This window comes from Pseudomonas sp. WS 5011, from assembly GCF_012985775.1.
Taxonomy (GTDB): Bacteria; Pseudomonadota; Gammaproteobacteria; order Pseudomonadales; family Pseudomonadaceae; genus Aquipseudomonas; species Aquipseudomonas peli.
On record NZ_JAAQXA010000014.1, the window covers coordinates 57,337 to 70,254 of the forward strand.

The following is a 12,918-nucleotide window of genomic DNA, read 5'->3' on the forward strand; positions in this document are numbered from 1 at the left end:
AAGAGGAGCCCCCGATGAGTACTGAAACCCACGAACGCTTCAGCAGCTTCGCCGAGTTTTACCCCTATTACCTGCAGGAGCACAGCAATGCCACCTGCCGCCGACTGCATTACGTTGGCAGCCTGTTGGTGCTCTGCGTGTTGGGTTATGCCTTGGTCACTCAGCAGTGGCTGTGGCTGCTGGCCATCCCGCTGCTGGGCTATGGCTTCGCCTGGGTCGGCCACTTCGTTTTCGAAAAAAACCGCCCCGCCACCTTTGACTACCCGTTCTACTCGCTGATGGGTGACTGGGTCATGCTCAAGGATGCCTTTACCGGACGCATCAAGTTTTAAGCGCTCGCTGCTCGCAACCACTGACCCACGCTACCTTGCCGTTCGGCCGCCGCGCTTGGCGGTTGCGGTGGGCTTGGTTATGATCCCTGGCTTATTTCGCGCAGCCTGCACGGTGCGCCACCCAGGCACCCAGCAGAGGTGCCAGACGAGCAGCAGGGATTGTCCCATCGGATGAATGTCAAAAGCCCCCCCCGAATTTCCGCACTGCCGGCACCACCGCTGCGTGAGTACTACTCGCGCGTACTGGCCTATATCGCCATCGCAGCCAGCATTGCCGCCGGCACCTACACCCAACATTTCAGCTACGACATTCTCTGGATGGTGCCCTACGCCCTGCTTTACCCGCACCTGGCGCACCACCTGAGCCTGCGCTTCAAGCGTGATCACCCGCAGCGCACGATGCTCAGCCTGCTGTTTATTGATGCCTTGCACTGCGGTGGCGCGATTGCCCTGCTGGGCTTCTCAGTGGTACCCAGTTTAATGGCGCTACTGATCATGACGTTCAGTGCCCTGGTCATCGGCGGCCTGCGTTACCTCGGCCTGGCGGGCCTGATCGCCCTGAGCAGTGCCGTTTTTATCCTGGCCATGATTGAGGCCAAGCCCAACGTGCACACCCCGGCGCTGGTGGCACTGGTGAGCATTGCCTTCACTACTCTGTACATCTGCATCACCGCCTATTTTGTCCACCAGCAGGGCCTGCGCCTGGCGCAGGTGCGCAGCGAAATCAGCCGCGAACAGGAAAAAGCTGCCCGGTTGGCACGTAACCTCGCCAAGTACCTGTCACCGCAGGTGTGGGAGTCGATCTTCACTGGCAAGAAGAGCGTGCGCCTGGAGACCCAACGTAAAAAGCTCACGGTATTCTTCTCCGACATCAAAGGCTTCACCGAGCTGTCAGAGGAACTGGAAGCGGAAGCCCTGACCGACCTGCTCAACACCTACCTCAACGAGATGTCGAAGATCTGCCTGAAATACGGCGGCACGATCGACAAGTTCGTTGGCGACTGCGTGATGGTATTTTTCGGCGACCCGAGCAGCAAAGGCGCGAAGAAAGATGCGGTGAATGCAGTGTCCATGGCCATCGCCATGCGCAAGCATATGAAGGTACTGCGCCAGCAATGGCGTGCCCAGGGCATCACCAAGCCGCTGGAAATCCGCATGGGGCTGAACACCGGTTATTGCACCGTGGGCAACTTCGGCGCTGATACGCGCATGGACTACACCATCATCGGTCGCGATGTGAACCTCGCCAGCCGCCTGGAAAGTGCTGCTGAATCCGGTGAGATCCTGATCTCTCATGAGACCTATTCACTGATCAAGGACGTGATCATGTGCCGCGACAAGGGCCAGATCAACGTCAAGGGCTTTACCCGCCCCGTGCAGATCTACCAGGTGGTGGATTTCCGTCGCGACCTGGGCGCCACATCCAGTTATGTCGAACACGAACTACCCGGCTTCTCCATGTACCTGGATACCAACGGCATCCAGAATTTCGACAAGGAAAAGGTCATCCAGGCCCTCAGTCAGGCAGCCGACAAGCTGCGTGACAAGGTAATCATGTAAGCGCCTGCTTATGCCCCGCTGCGTGTGAGTCCTGCACAACCGGCATGCACAACTCACCATCGAGCAACGGCTGCTGTGCCAGAAATTCCAGCGCCGACGCTCGCCAGGATTGCCGCGCGGCCAACGCAGCGCAACGCCCACGATCCAGGCTCAAGGCCTCCAGGCAGGCCGCACGCAAGTCCTCATGCATGACCCCGCTGACGCCCGCCTGCAACACATCCAGCGGCCCGGCTACCGGAAACGCTGCCACAGGCGTACCGCAGGCCAGGGCCTCAAGCATCACCAAACCATAGGTATCGGTACGTGAAGGGAATACCAGCACGCTGGCATTCTGATAAGCCTCGGCCAAGGCCTGGCCATGCTGATAGCCGAGAAAGCGCACGTGCGGATAAGCCGCCTCTAACGCCTCGCGCTGCGGGCCATCGCCGACCACCTGCTTCTGCCCCGGCAGATCGAGGGCAAGAAAAGCCTCGATATTCTTCTCCGGGGCAATCCGCCCGACATACAGAAATACTGGCTCAGCCAGGTTTTTCGGCGCCACCGGCGGACAGAACAGCCGCGTATCAACGCCCTTGCGCCACAGCACCAGACGCTTGAAGTCCCAACCGGCAAACTCCTCACGCATGCGCTCGGTGGTCACCAGCACCGCCTGGCTCGGCCGGTGAAAGGCGCGCAGAAAGGCATAACCCCAACGCAGTGGAATCCAGGGCCAGCGGGTGTGCACGTATTCGGGAAAACGCGTATGGATGGCGCTGGAGAACGCCAGGCCACGCTTGCTTAGCCAGCGCCGTGCGGCCCAACCCAGTGGGCCTTCGGTGGCCAGGTGTACACAGTCCGGGCGAAACGCGCGAATCGCCGGGCCAACCCGCCAGAGGTTCCACACCAAGGGAATTTCCGGGTAGCTGGGGCATGGCAGCGCGCGAAAGTCCGTCGGTGACAGCAGCTTAGCCTGATGACCGAGGCCGCGCAGCTCGCTGATCAGTGCCTGCAGGCTGGTGACCACGCCATTGACCTGGGGTGTCCAGGCGTCGGAGACGATCAGAATCCTCACAGGGCCGGCTCGGCAGCCGCAACTGGAGCTGCCTGCAACTGACGCGCCTGATCATCAGCTAGGCGATACAGTTCGATACTGCCATCCAGATGCTCGATCAGCGCCGTGCAGGACTCCACCCAGTCGCCGCAATTCATGTACTCGACCTCGCCCATCGGACGAATCTCGGCGTGGTGGATATGCCCGCAGACCACGCCATTGAAGCCGCGCTTGGCGCATTCGTGGACGATGGCTTCTTCAAAGTCACTGATAAAGTTCACCGCCGTCTTGACCTTGTGCTTGAGGTAAGCCGACAGCGACCAATAGCCATAGCCATAGCGGCTACGCCAGTAATTCAGCCAACGATTGAGGGTCAGGGTGAATTCGTAGGCCGAATCGCCGAGAAAGGCCAACCAGCGGTGATAACGGGTGATCACATCGAACTGGTCACCGTGAATCACCAGCAGACGGCGGCCATCGGCAGTGAAGTGCTCGGCCTCATCGACCAACTGGATATTGCCGAGCATCAGGCTGGAATAGCGGCGCAGAAATTCATCATGGTTGCCGGTAACGTAAATCACCTCGGTGCCGCGCTTGCTCATGGTCAGTAGACGGCGGATCACGTTGCTGTGCGACTGCGGCCAATACACCCCGCTACGCAGCTTCCAGCCGTCGATGATGTCACCGACCAGGTAAATCTTGTCGGTCTGGTAGCGCTTGAGAAACGCTGCCAGGTGTTCGGCCTGACAATCCCGGGTGCCCAGGTGCACATCGGAAATCCACAGGGTACGGACACGTTGCTTGCGGCTGGGCTTGGCGAGCTGAGCGCTGGTCATGGACGACCTCCGGCTGGGTTTGCTCGAGTCTGCGCAGTCGGGGTGAAAGGTGCATGACAGCGCCATGGCAATTCGGTGACAACCCCTAAAGGGTATAAACTGACTGGCCGAACAAGGAGCCCACCATGTCCTCGCTGCTCTCGCTGCGTCACTACAGCCACGAACTGCTCAGCCACAGCCATGAGCATGCGCAGCTGGTCTTCGGCCTGAGCGGCTTGCTGGAGTTCGAAGTGGCCGGCCATGGCAGCCAGGTAAAGCGCCAGACACTGGCTGTGGTACCCAGTGATGCGCAGCACGCCTGCGGCAGTAAGAACGGCAGCCACTGCCTGGTACTCGACGTACCGTGCGAGGACTGGCTGCAACAACAGCTGGGCCGACACCTGGATGCCACCCGTCGTCTGCTGGACAAACCTGCCGCCGTCAGCCTCAACCCCGCACAAAGTCAGCTGGTCAGCTGGCTGGCCGCTAGCCCGATCAATGACCCGGTGATCGCCCAGCAAGGCGCTGCTTTGCTTTTGGCCAGCCTGGCCAATGCCGAGATTACTGCCCACGCAGCCAGTCGCCTGCCGCTGGCTGCGCTGGATGCGCATATCGACCAGCATGCCGCGCACCCTTTGCAGGTAGCCGATCTGGCACGCCTGGCTGGCCTGTCGGCAGCACGTTTTCACGCGCGTTTTCTCGCCGAAACCGGGCAAACGCCAATGGATTATGTGCGCAGCCGTCGCCTGCAACTGGCACGTCAACTGCTTCTAGGCAGCAACCTGGCAATTGGCGAGATCGCTGCGCGGGTCGGCTACAGCTCGCAAAGTGCCTTTAGCGCTGCCCTGTCACGGCATCTTGGCGTTACACCTCGGCAACTGCGCCGCACTGACTAATTTGCCGACACTCTCTTGTGAGAGCCTGGCGACAAAACCCACGATTCCCGCGACAGACAACGGCGCAGATAGGCACCTAGACTGCCCGGCAGAATCGAGGAGTCGCCTATGCAAAACATCGAATGGCAGGACTTTGAAAAAGTGGAGCTGCGCGTCGGCACCATTCGCACCGCCCGACCTAATGAAAAAGCCAACAAACCCGCCTATGTGCTGGAAGTGGATCTCGGCGAGCTGGGTATCAAGACCTCCAGCGCCCAGCTCACCGCCCATTACAGCTGCGAGCAGCTAGTCGGCCGCCAAGTGCTGTGCGTGTGCAACTTCGCCGCCAAGCGCATCGCCGGCGTGCGCTCCGAAGTGCTGGTGACCGGCATCTATGACGCCGACAACAAGGTCGTGTTAGCCGGCTTCGACAAACCGCTCCCCAACGGCGCGCGCCTGGCATGAATCAACGCAATGCACTGTTGGCGATCCATCTAGGCGCCCTGCTGTTTGGCCTATCCGGCATATTCGGCAAGCTGGCCAATACGACCCCGCAGATGATTTCCGCCGGCCGCGCTGCATTCGCTGTAGCGGCCTTATTGCTGTTCGCCAAGCTGATCAGCAACGCGCGTCTGGTGCGCCTCGGCTTGCGCCAGTCCAGCCTGCTGGCCCTTGGCGGCCTGCTGCTTGGCGGTCACTGGTGGAGTTTTTTCGAGTCCGTGCATATCTCCGGCGTGGCCATCGCCACCCTCGGCTTCGCCAGTTTCCCGGCCTTTACCGTACTGCTCGAAGGTTTGCTATTCCGCGAGCGCACCCGACCGGTCGAATACGCCATGGTGGCGCTGGTGTGCCTGGGCCTGGTGCTGGTCACCCCGCATTTCGACCTGAGCAGCCAGGCCACCAGCGGCCTGCTCTGGGCGGTATTATCCGGCCTGCTGTTCGCCCTGCTGTCGCTGCTCAACCGCGCCAGCACCCGTGGCATCGAGCCAGTGCAGGCGGCGCTGTACCAGAACCTCACCGTGCTGCTGGTATTCCTGCCGCTGGCCTGGCCGACGCTACCCAGCGTGCAGGCTCAGGACTGGTTATGGATGGCCATGCTTGGGATCTTCTGCACGGGCCTGGCGCACAGCCTGTTCGTCGCCAGCCTGCGGGTACTCAAGGCACGCACCACGGCGGTGATTTTCGCCCTGGAGCCGATCTACGGCATTGCCTTCGCCTGGCTGTTGTTCAGCGAAGTGCCGACACTGCGCATGCTGGCTGGCGGGCTGCTGATTGTCAGCGCGATCTTTCTATCGGCGCGGATGGCCAAGTGATCAATGGCTGCGGTCGTTATGACCCAGATCCCGCGCCGGATCAATCTGATCGCGCAAGCGCTGCTTGAGCACCTTGGCCTCAGGAAAACCGCCATCGGCCTTGCGCTCCCAGATCTGCACACCATCACAAGTGATGCGAAACACCCCACCAGTACCGGGCTCCAGGCAAACCCTGGATAAATCATCGGTAAACGTCGACAGCAGTTCCTGCGCTAGCCAGGCAGCGCGCAGCAGCCACTGGCATTGCGTGCAATAGGTGATAACTACTTCGACTTTGGGGTTGGACATTGGCAGGCTCACGGCGGATGAAAAACCGATGATAACGCGCAGCTGCCATAGGTCAGCAGAAGAAAAACGCCCGCTTAGCGCAAGCTAGCGGGCGTTGAGCAACAGCGTTCTGAATCAGGCGATTTTAGCCAGCAGCTGACGCGCCTCCTGCTTCTGCTCTTCATCGCCTTCGTTGATTACTTCATTGAGGATCTGGCAGGCGCTGTCCAGGCTGCCCTGCTCGATATACGCCAGGGCCATGTTCAGTTTGGACAGGTTTTCGCGGTTGCTGGCCAGCTCATCAAAATCATCCAGCAGCTCCACATCAAGGACGTCACCACCCCAACCGTCATTGGATGTTTCTTCCACCAGCATGGACTCGGCAAACGGGCTGCGGGCATCACGGCTGCTGGACAGTTCGAAGATATCCGAAGTCTTACGCTTGGCCGCAGTACTGCTGCCGGTCTTGTCCGCCACTTTGTTCGGCGCAGTTGGGGCAAAGGGGCTGACCAGATCCCAGTCGGCATCCAGCGACATATCGTCCAGATTGAGCTGGCCATCATTGGCAGCATCCACCAACGGCTGCGCCTCGACCTCATCCAGCTCCAGCACCACATCGTCCAGCAAACTGGCCGGCGGCGCGCTGAACAACTCGGCATGCCGCGCCTTCAACTCGTCGATCCGCGCCGGAGTAAAGCCGGATGTCCGTACCACGGCTTCATGGTCGATAAAACCTTGGGCATCCCCCAACAACGCTAGCACTTCCAGCAGACGGAAACCGATATCACTGCGCTGCGGCTGGGCCTCCCAGGCCTTGCGTAACGTGCTGGCGGCCTCATTCAGGCGGCCATAAGCGATATACACGTTGGCACTTTGCAGCGCATCCTCACCCGCTGCTGGCCATACCGGCCCACCACGCGGCACCTCGCGCATATTGAGCGCCACTGCAGCGGCCGGCGTTACAGCTGCCGCTGGAGCAGAACTGGTCACTGTCTGCATAACCGGCATTACGGCAGCGGCGACCGCAACAGGGGCCGGCTCAACGGGTTTTCTGCTGCGCCAGAACAGCCCCACGACACCGGCCAGTAACAGCGCCAGCAGACCGGCAATAATCGCCAGCCAGTTGCTACCTGATTCCGCCGTAACCGGTGCGGTTAACGCGACAGGAGCAGGCACAGACGCGGCACTTGCTTCAGCGCTCGCACGACGCGCGGCCAACTCGGCCTGCAGGCCAGCAATCTGCTGATCACGCGCTTCCATCTGTTCCTGCAGCTGCTGAACCTGCAGGCCCAGCTGCGCCAGGCTCTGTTGCAATTGCAGGGTCTCACTAATTTGGCTGGCCAGCTCCTGCTCGACGCGAGCCTGTTCCTGAATCAGCAGCTCGGCTGGCGGGTCGACCGGCAGCTGAGCACTAGGCGCAGCCACAGTCTCGGGCGCAGCAGTTGCCGCTACTGCCGGCTCGACCACTGCAGAAGGCACACCCGCAACACTATCGGGCAAGAGCAATTGCGCACCGGCACGCAGGCGATTGATATCACCGTTGATAAAGGCTTGTGGATTAAGCGCATGGATATCGTTCATCAGCACCTGAGGCGTCACCTGCCCTGTCTCAGCGGCCAGACGCTCGGCAATCCTCCACAAGCTGTCGCCGCTGACCACGCTGTAGCGATTTCCCTGCTGAGCGGCGGGCAATACCTCTCGCCGTGCAGGCTCAACAGCCTCGGCACGAGTCACAGTTGGTGCCGATACAGGTACTGTAGATGCAGCCGGCGCCGCTAGGCTGCGGTAAGCCGCAGAGCTGGGTGGGTCAAGCAATACGGTGTACTCGCGGTACAACTGGCCGTTGGGCCTGACCACTTCAACAATAAAATTCAGGTAAGGCTCACGCACTGGCTGCGTCGATACCACGCGAATCACACTCTTGCCGCCCCGCAGCAACGGGGTAAAACGCAGGTCATTAAAGAAATACAGACGGTCGACGCCGGAACGACTGAACACTTCGGCAGGCGCCAGGCGCACACGCATGTCTTCAGCGGTCAGATCGCCCACATCAAACAATTCGATTTCGGCATCCAGCGGCTGACTAAGTGCCGAATGCAAGGTGATTTCACCCAGGCCAAGGGCTGGAACCAGCCCGGAATAGAGGGCCGAGCTGGACGCCAGACCAATCAGTAATTGACGAACCTTTGCCATAAAAACGCTCCCGTTGAATCCGCTCCTGCACCCTCGCCACTACACGCCCGAGACGTGCGCTTCCAGCGCTTGCGAAGGTATAAGAAGAGGGCAAATGCGGCCTTGGGACTACGTTCCATGTTTAACCCGGCTGGTGCATAGCAATAATTACGGCGTACTGAATACAGAAATACCAACCGCCGTTAGTCAAAAAGCCACCACAAGTGCAAGCATAGGCTCGCAGTCAATAAAATGACAACTCCATCACACTACCGTTTAGCTGTCAGTGTCTTGTCGATTTGACGCCCCAGGCCGCCAAAACCGTGATCGTGAAGACGCCAACCACCAACCAGAAACTCTGCTTGAAGGCGAGCATCTCCGCGAAATGATCGCCGCCTTCGGCGCTGTGCCGCCATTCCAGAAAGAAGGTCAGCAGGTTGACCCCGAATGCGCCGCCGAGCTGACGCACGAAGGTGATGGCGCCAGCGCCTTGAGCCAGTTCCTCAGGACTGAGGATATCCAGCGAACCGGTGCTCAAGGCCGGCAGCAACACGCCCAGACCAATACGCCCGACACAGGCCCAGAAACACAGTTGAATGAATGAGGCGCCCTGCTCAACCCAAGCCATCCCCGCCGCCGACAAGGCAAAGATCAACAGCCCGCCACTCAGCAGCACGGCCGCAGACAGTCGATCACTAAGCCAGCCGCCGAGAAAGGACGCCATGCCCATCAAGATTCCCGCCGGCAACAGCAGCAGACCCGAGCGTCCGGCGCTGAAGCCTTCAACGGTCTGCAAATACAGCGGAATCAGGTAAGTGGAACCATACAAGCCCAACCCTAGGGTCAAGGCGACCCAACTGGCGCTGCGGAACCCGGCATGCCGCCATAAGGCAAGCGGCAACAGCGGCTGAGCAGCGCGCCGGCTGCGCAGGATAAACGCCACACCTGCCAGCAGTGCGAGGCAACCCGGTAACCAGACCCTCGGCGCAGTCCAGGCAAAACGCTGCGCCTCGGCAAGAAAGCCCAACGCTGCAAATATCGCCACACACAGCCAGGCAAAGGCCTGAATATCCAGACGCGGGGTGCTGGCCGCACGTTCACTGGGCAGCAACCACTGCCCGGCGAGCATGGCCAGCAGGCACATTGGCAGCGGCATCCAGAAAATCGACGGCCAACCGAAATGATCGACCAGGTAACCACCGATTCCCGGCCCCAGCGACGGCGCCAGCATCACCCCCAGACCATATATGCCCAGCGCCATGCCGCGGCCGCCATCGGCGAACACCCGAAAAATCAGCACCATGGCCAGCGGCTGCACGATCCCCGCACAGAGACCCTGCAGGACTCGCAAGGCAATCAGCTGCCAGGCGGCATGAGCCACCAACGCCACCAGTGAACTGAGGATAAACAGCAGCAGACCGAACTGCGCCGTACGCCGCGCACCAAAGCGCGCCTGCGCCCAGGCGGCCAGCAGCAGGCCAGCGGTCATGGCCGCGAGAAACCCCGTGGACAGCCACTGCGCCAGCGGCCGGCCAATGGCGAAATCCGCCATGATCGCCGGCAAGGCAACATTGATACTGGTGGAGGCCAAGACCATGGCCATGCTGCCGACCATCAGTACCGCCAGCAACCACTGCGGGTATCGCGGGCCAAAGCGGTACTGAAGAGTCTGCAGGTCGTCACGCATCAGCGTTTTTCCAGGTTACTCAACACCTGGGCATGAACCTTCTGGCAGCGGCGCAATTCGTCTTCATCAATGCCAGCGAACACTTCCTGCCGCAGTTGCGCAGAGATCGCTTCGATCTTTTCAATCAGTGGGCGGGCCTGCGGGCTGAGGGCAATCTTCTTCGCGCGGCGGTCTTCAGGCACCGCCTGGCGGCTGACCAGGCCCTGGGCTTCCAGGCTGTCGAGCAGACGCGCCAGGGTCGGCCCTTCGACACCGACGCTCTGCGCCAACTCGCGCTGGGTCGGCAATTCGGCAAAGCGCCCCAGATGCAGCAGCACCAACCAGCGGGCCTGGGAAAGCCCTAGGCCGACCAGGCGGCGATCCAATTCGGCACGCCAGGCACGGGAAAGCTGGGCAACTTGCATGGCAAAACGGTGTTGATCGGTATGCGACATGGACAACGGCTCTTAACTATAAAAAACTAATTATTAGCCAGCTAACCATAACCCTTTTCATGAGGCAAGCCTGCAGAAGGCTTACAACCGTTTCACCACTTTACATACTGATCTTCAACAAAGCCCCAGAGGTTGTCGATGCGCACTTCGGGCCGGCCAGTCGGGCGCAGTACGCCGGTGAACTGGCCAAATATCTGTTTGAAGTTGCTCGCCAGCAGCCCTACGTTCAATCGCTCCTTGTGCAGGCCACGTCCCTCGAAGCGCAGCTCCACCTGGCCGTCATAGGAGTTGATCAACCAAGGCTGCAGCGGCTGATCACGATCAAAGGCAAAGCGCACGGTATCGACCTTGAGCAGCTCGCCATCCAGCCAGAAGCAGTTCTCGGTAAAGCTACTTTCATTGACCCCGCAGGACAGGTTAAGCCCGACCCGCTGCTCCCCGGCCGGACCGGATAAGCAGGCCCAGTTCCAATGGGTCTCCGGGCGCATATAACCGGCCGACCAGTCGTGGTGGGCAAATGCGCCGATCTGCGCCAGGTCGAAATCCCCCAGCGCACTGCGCACTTGCCCGGTGCAGCGTACCCCCGCCACTTTCTGTGCATAGACCCAGCCATTGACCGCCGTCGGCGTGTTGATGCACATCGGCTGAAAAGCAGGTTCTGCCTCAGAGAAACAGGCGTCGATGCGAGTGCCGTCATCCAGTTCCACCAGCAGACGCTTTTCCTTCGATACGGAGCTGTTCTCCAAGCGCAGCAGATTGCCGCCGCTACGCACCTCGCACACGCCCTGATCTGGGGTCTGCGAGAACTGGCTGCCAAAGCCCAGCGGCAGCTTGAACTGACGCTCGATCATGCGCCCGCTGGCCGGGTGGAACAGATAGACAAATCCCACGCCCAACAGGCTGAGGTTGGCCAGCGCGCAGCCGCCAATCAGCTCATCGCTGATCAGGCCGAAATACTGGAATTGATGAAAACGCCGCCATTTGGCTAACGCACCCAACTTGCGCCCCATAGGCGAGCGGAAATCAAAATCGCGGTAGTTGATCAGCCCCGGCGCGGCGGGAAAGATGCCGTAATGCGGCTGGCCGTCGGCCTGAATCAGTCGATCCATCGGAGCAATCACTCAAGAAAAAAACCTCAGCGATGCTAGCACCGCGACTTTGCTCCGAGCATTCACCGCAGGCGCCAAGCGCAGCGGCAAAATCGGCCACCTCAAGCCCAGACTCTCAGGCCACGACCTGATTGCGGCCAAAAGCCTTGGCTTCATAAAGTGCGCGATCTGCATGCTCATAGAGCTGCGCCAACGCCCCCCCAGCGGCAGGCTGGATACAGGAAATACCAATCGACATGGTCAGCATGCTTGCCGTATCCGAGCCGGCATGTTGGATGTTCAAGGTCTGCAGAGTCTGACGCAGGGCTTCGGCGTGATGCCGCGCTTCGGCTTCACCGATGTCGTAAAGCAACACGGCAAACTCCTCACCGCCCAGACGCACAGCAATGTCCAGTGGACGCCGTGCCGCGTCCTGCAGCAGGCTGCCTATGCGCTGCAACACGTTGTCGCCGGCTTGGTGACCGTAGTGGTCGTTGTAGGCTTTGAAGTGATCAACATCGCAGAGCAACAGCGCCAGGCTGCGCTGTTCGCGCTGCGCCTGACGCCAGAGGCGCTCGAACTGGCGGTTGAAACTGCGGCGGTTGTGCAAGCCGGTCAGGCTGTCGTGATCGGCCAGTACGCGCATCAACCGGCTGATCAAAAAATGCTCGCGCGACTTGAACTCCAGCAAGTAACACCCTACCGCGCCCATCAAGTTGCCAAACAGTAAAAACAGGGTGTTATTGATCAACCGAGGCATGGGTAAATCGGCGACCAGTAGCTCGACACAGACGTATACCAACAGCACCAGCAAAGAGCAGCACAACGCCTCGATCAGGCGTAACCCAGCCAGAAAGTAGGCGGCCATACAGACCAACAGCAACCCTTCATAGGGGTAACTGGAGTCCACTCGATGGGCAATGCCCACCACCAACGATGCTGCCGCGCCAAGTGCAAGCAGGCTGACCCAGCTAAGCGGTTGCAGCAAATGAACATGCTTGCGCTGAATCAGCAATACACCAAACAGGCACAGCAACAGTAAGACGGCGAGACGGATGGCCAGCATCCACCACACCTCGGGCGCCCGAATCAGGACGAAATCGAACGCGGCAAACGCCAGCCACACCAGAATGCCCACAACCAGGGCAATGCGCTTGAGTTCGAAGGTGTCGTCACGCACATAGTTGCGGTACTCCTGCTCCAGCGGCCGAGAGAAACGCAGCAGTCGAAAGCCCAAGGCGAGCTGATCGGCATAGGGGCTGGGGCGAACATCGTCTAGCCAGGCATGGGAAAGCGGCACCGGAACCTCTGCAGCGGAGTGGCTGAAACCACCTTAGCCGCTCAT

The 12,918-nt window shown here is 60.3% G+C and carries 13 protein-coding genes; 5 read left to right on the forward strand and 8 right to left on the reverse strand.

The window, feature by feature from the left end; translation table 11 throughout:
- Window positions 1–14: 14 nt before the first annotated feature.
- Together HBN63_RS15350 and HBN63_RS15355 are read left to right on the forward strand one after the other, a co-directional pair.
- Complete coding sequence (locus tag HBN63_RS15350) at window positions 15–332, forward strand: Mpo1-like protein (protein WP_167141505.1); 318 nt, start codon at window positions 15–17, stop codon at window positions 330–332.
- A gap of 171 nt (window positions 333–503) precedes the next feature.
- Entirely contained in the window at window positions 504–1,892 is a 1,389-nt protein-coding gene (locus HBN63_RS15355) for an adenylate/guanylate cyclase domain-containing protein (protein ID WP_170050034.1), read from the forward strand.
- On the opposite strand, the gene HBN63_RS15360 is transcribed toward HBN63_RS15355, so the two are convergent.
- Together HBN63_RS15360 and HBN63_RS15365 are read right to left on the reverse strand one after the other, a co-directional pair.
- Window positions 1,885–2,943 (reverse strand): glycosyltransferase family 1 protein, encoded by a 1,059-nt coding sequence (locus tag HBN63_RS15360; protein ID WP_170050035.1) that lies wholly within the window; start codon window positions 2,941–2,943, stop codon window positions 1,885–1,887. The two genes, HBN63_RS15355 and HBN63_RS15360, sit on opposite strands and share 8 nt — an antisense overlap.
- Window positions 2,940–3,758, reverse strand: coding sequence for a UDP-2,3-diacylglucosamine diphosphatase (locus HBN63_RS15365; RefSeq protein ID WP_170050036.1), 819 nt, complete (start codon window positions 3,756–3,758; stop codon window positions 2,940–2,942). The genes HBN63_RS15360 and HBN63_RS15365 overlap by 4 nt, the downstream gene beginning before the upstream one ends.
- Before the next feature lie 125 nt (window positions 3,759–3,883).
- Here HBN63_RS15365 and HBN63_RS15370 point away from each other — a divergent pair, with 125 nt between their 5' ends.
- The 3 genes from HBN63_RS15370 (at window position 3,884) to HBN63_RS15380 (ending at window position 5,925) form a co-directional block, all read left to right on the forward strand.
- The gene (locus HBN63_RS15370; RefSeq protein ID WP_170050037.1) at window positions 3,884–4,633 is read left to right on the forward strand and encodes an AraC family transcriptional regulator; all 750 of its coding nucleotides are present in this window, start codon (window positions 3,884–3,886) and stop codon (window positions 4,631–4,633) included.
- 108 nt (window positions 4,634–4,741) lie between these two features.
- Window positions 4,742–5,077, forward strand: a complete 336-nt coding sequence (locus HBN63_RS15375) for a tRNA-binding protein (RefSeq protein ID WP_170050038.1) — start codon at window positions 4,742–4,744, stop codon at window positions 5,075–5,077.
- Window positions 5,074–5,925: a DMT family transporter gene (locus HBN63_RS15380; protein WP_170050039.1), complete on the forward strand. Its 852-nt coding sequence runs from the start codon at window positions 5,074–5,076 to the stop codon at window positions 5,923–5,925. Before HBN63_RS15375 ends, HBN63_RS15380 begins: the two co-directional genes overlap by 4 nt.
- Here the strand turns inward: HBN63_RS15380 and HBN63_RS15385 are convergent, their stop codons facing one another.
- From HBN63_RS15385 to HBN63_RS15410, 6 genes are all read right to left on the reverse strand, one after another.
- Window positions 5,926–6,213, reverse strand: coding sequence for a SelT/SelW/SelH family protein (locus HBN63_RS15385; protein ID WP_090248221.1), 288 nt, complete (start codon window positions 6,211–6,213; stop codon window positions 5,926–5,928).
- 114 nt (window positions 6,214–6,327) lie between these two features.
- Window positions 6,328–8,385 (reverse strand): FimV/HubP family polar landmark protein, encoded by a 2,058-nt coding sequence (locus HBN63_RS15390; protein WP_170050040.1) that lies wholly within the window; start codon window positions 8,383–8,385, stop codon window positions 6,328–6,330.
- 262 nt (window positions 8,386–8,647) lie between these two features.
- A complete protein-coding gene (locus tag HBN63_RS15395) occupies window positions 8,648–10,051 on the reverse strand; it encodes a DHA2 family efflux MFS transporter permease subunit (protein WP_170050041.1) in 1,404 nt (467 codons plus the stop codon).
- Entirely contained in the window at window positions 10,051–10,485 is a 435-nt protein-coding gene (locus HBN63_RS15400) for a MarR family transcriptional regulator (RefSeq protein WP_090248226.1), read from the reverse strand. The genes HBN63_RS15395 and HBN63_RS15400 overlap by 1 nt, the downstream gene beginning before the upstream one ends.
- A 92-nt stretch (window positions 10,486–10,577) precedes the next feature.
- Window positions 10,578–11,594 carry a DUF2804 domain-containing protein gene (locus HBN63_RS15405; protein WP_167141523.1) on the reverse strand — a complete coding sequence of 339 codons (1,017 nt, stop codon included), beginning with the start codon at window positions 11,592–11,594 and terminating at the stop codon, window positions 10,578–10,580.
- A gap of 115 nt (window positions 11,595–11,709) precedes the next feature.
- On the reverse strand, window positions 11,710–12,873 hold the full coding sequence (locus HBN63_RS15410; RefSeq protein WP_170050042.1) for a diguanylate cyclase: 1,164 nt from the start codon (window positions 12,871–12,873) through the stop codon (window positions 11,710–11,712).
- Between the last annotated feature and the right edge of the window lie 45 nt (window positions 12,874–12,918).

Coding starts and splice junctions, on each gene's coding strand:
- HBN63_RS15350 (WP_167141505.1), top strand. CDS start 15: ATGAGTACTGAAACCCACGAACGCTTCAGCAGCTTCGCCGAGTTTTAC.
- HBN63_RS15355 (WP_170050034.1), top strand. CDS start 504: ATGAATGTCAAAAGCCCCCCCCGAATTTCCGCACTGCCGGCACCACCG.
- HBN63_RS15365 (WP_170050036.1), bottom strand. CDS start 3,758: ATGACCAGCGCTCAGCTCGCCAAGCCCAGCCGCAAGCAACGTGTCCGT.
- HBN63_RS15370 (WP_170050037.1), top strand. CDS start 3,884: ATGTCCTCGCTGCTCTCGCTGCGTCACTACAGCCACGAACTGCTCAGC.
- HBN63_RS15375 (WP_170050038.1), top strand. CDS start 4,742: ATGCAAAACATCGAATGGCAGGACTTTGAAAAAGTGGAGCTGCGCGTC.
- HBN63_RS15380 (WP_170050039.1), top strand. CDS start 5,074: ATGAATCAACGCAATGCACTGTTGGCGATCCATCTAGGCGCCCTGCTG.
- HBN63_RS15385 (WP_090248221.1), bottom strand. CDS start 6,213: ATGTCCAACCCCAAAGTCGAAGTAGTTATCACCTATTGCACGCAATGC.
- HBN63_RS15390 (WP_170050040.1), bottom strand. CDS start 8,385: ATGGCAAAGGTTCGTCAATTACTGATTGGTCTGGCGTCCAGCTCGGCC.
- HBN63_RS15395 (WP_170050041.1), bottom strand. CDS start 10,051: ATGCGTGACGACCTGCAGACTCTTCAGTACCGCTTTGGCCCGCGATAC.
- HBN63_RS15400 (WP_090248226.1), bottom strand. CDS start 10,485: ATGTCGCATACCGATCAACACCGTTTTGCCATGCAAGTTGCCCAGCTT.
- HBN63_RS15405 (WP_167141523.1), bottom strand. CDS start 11,594: ATGGATCGACTGATTCAGGCCGACGGCCAGCCGCATTACGGCATCTTT.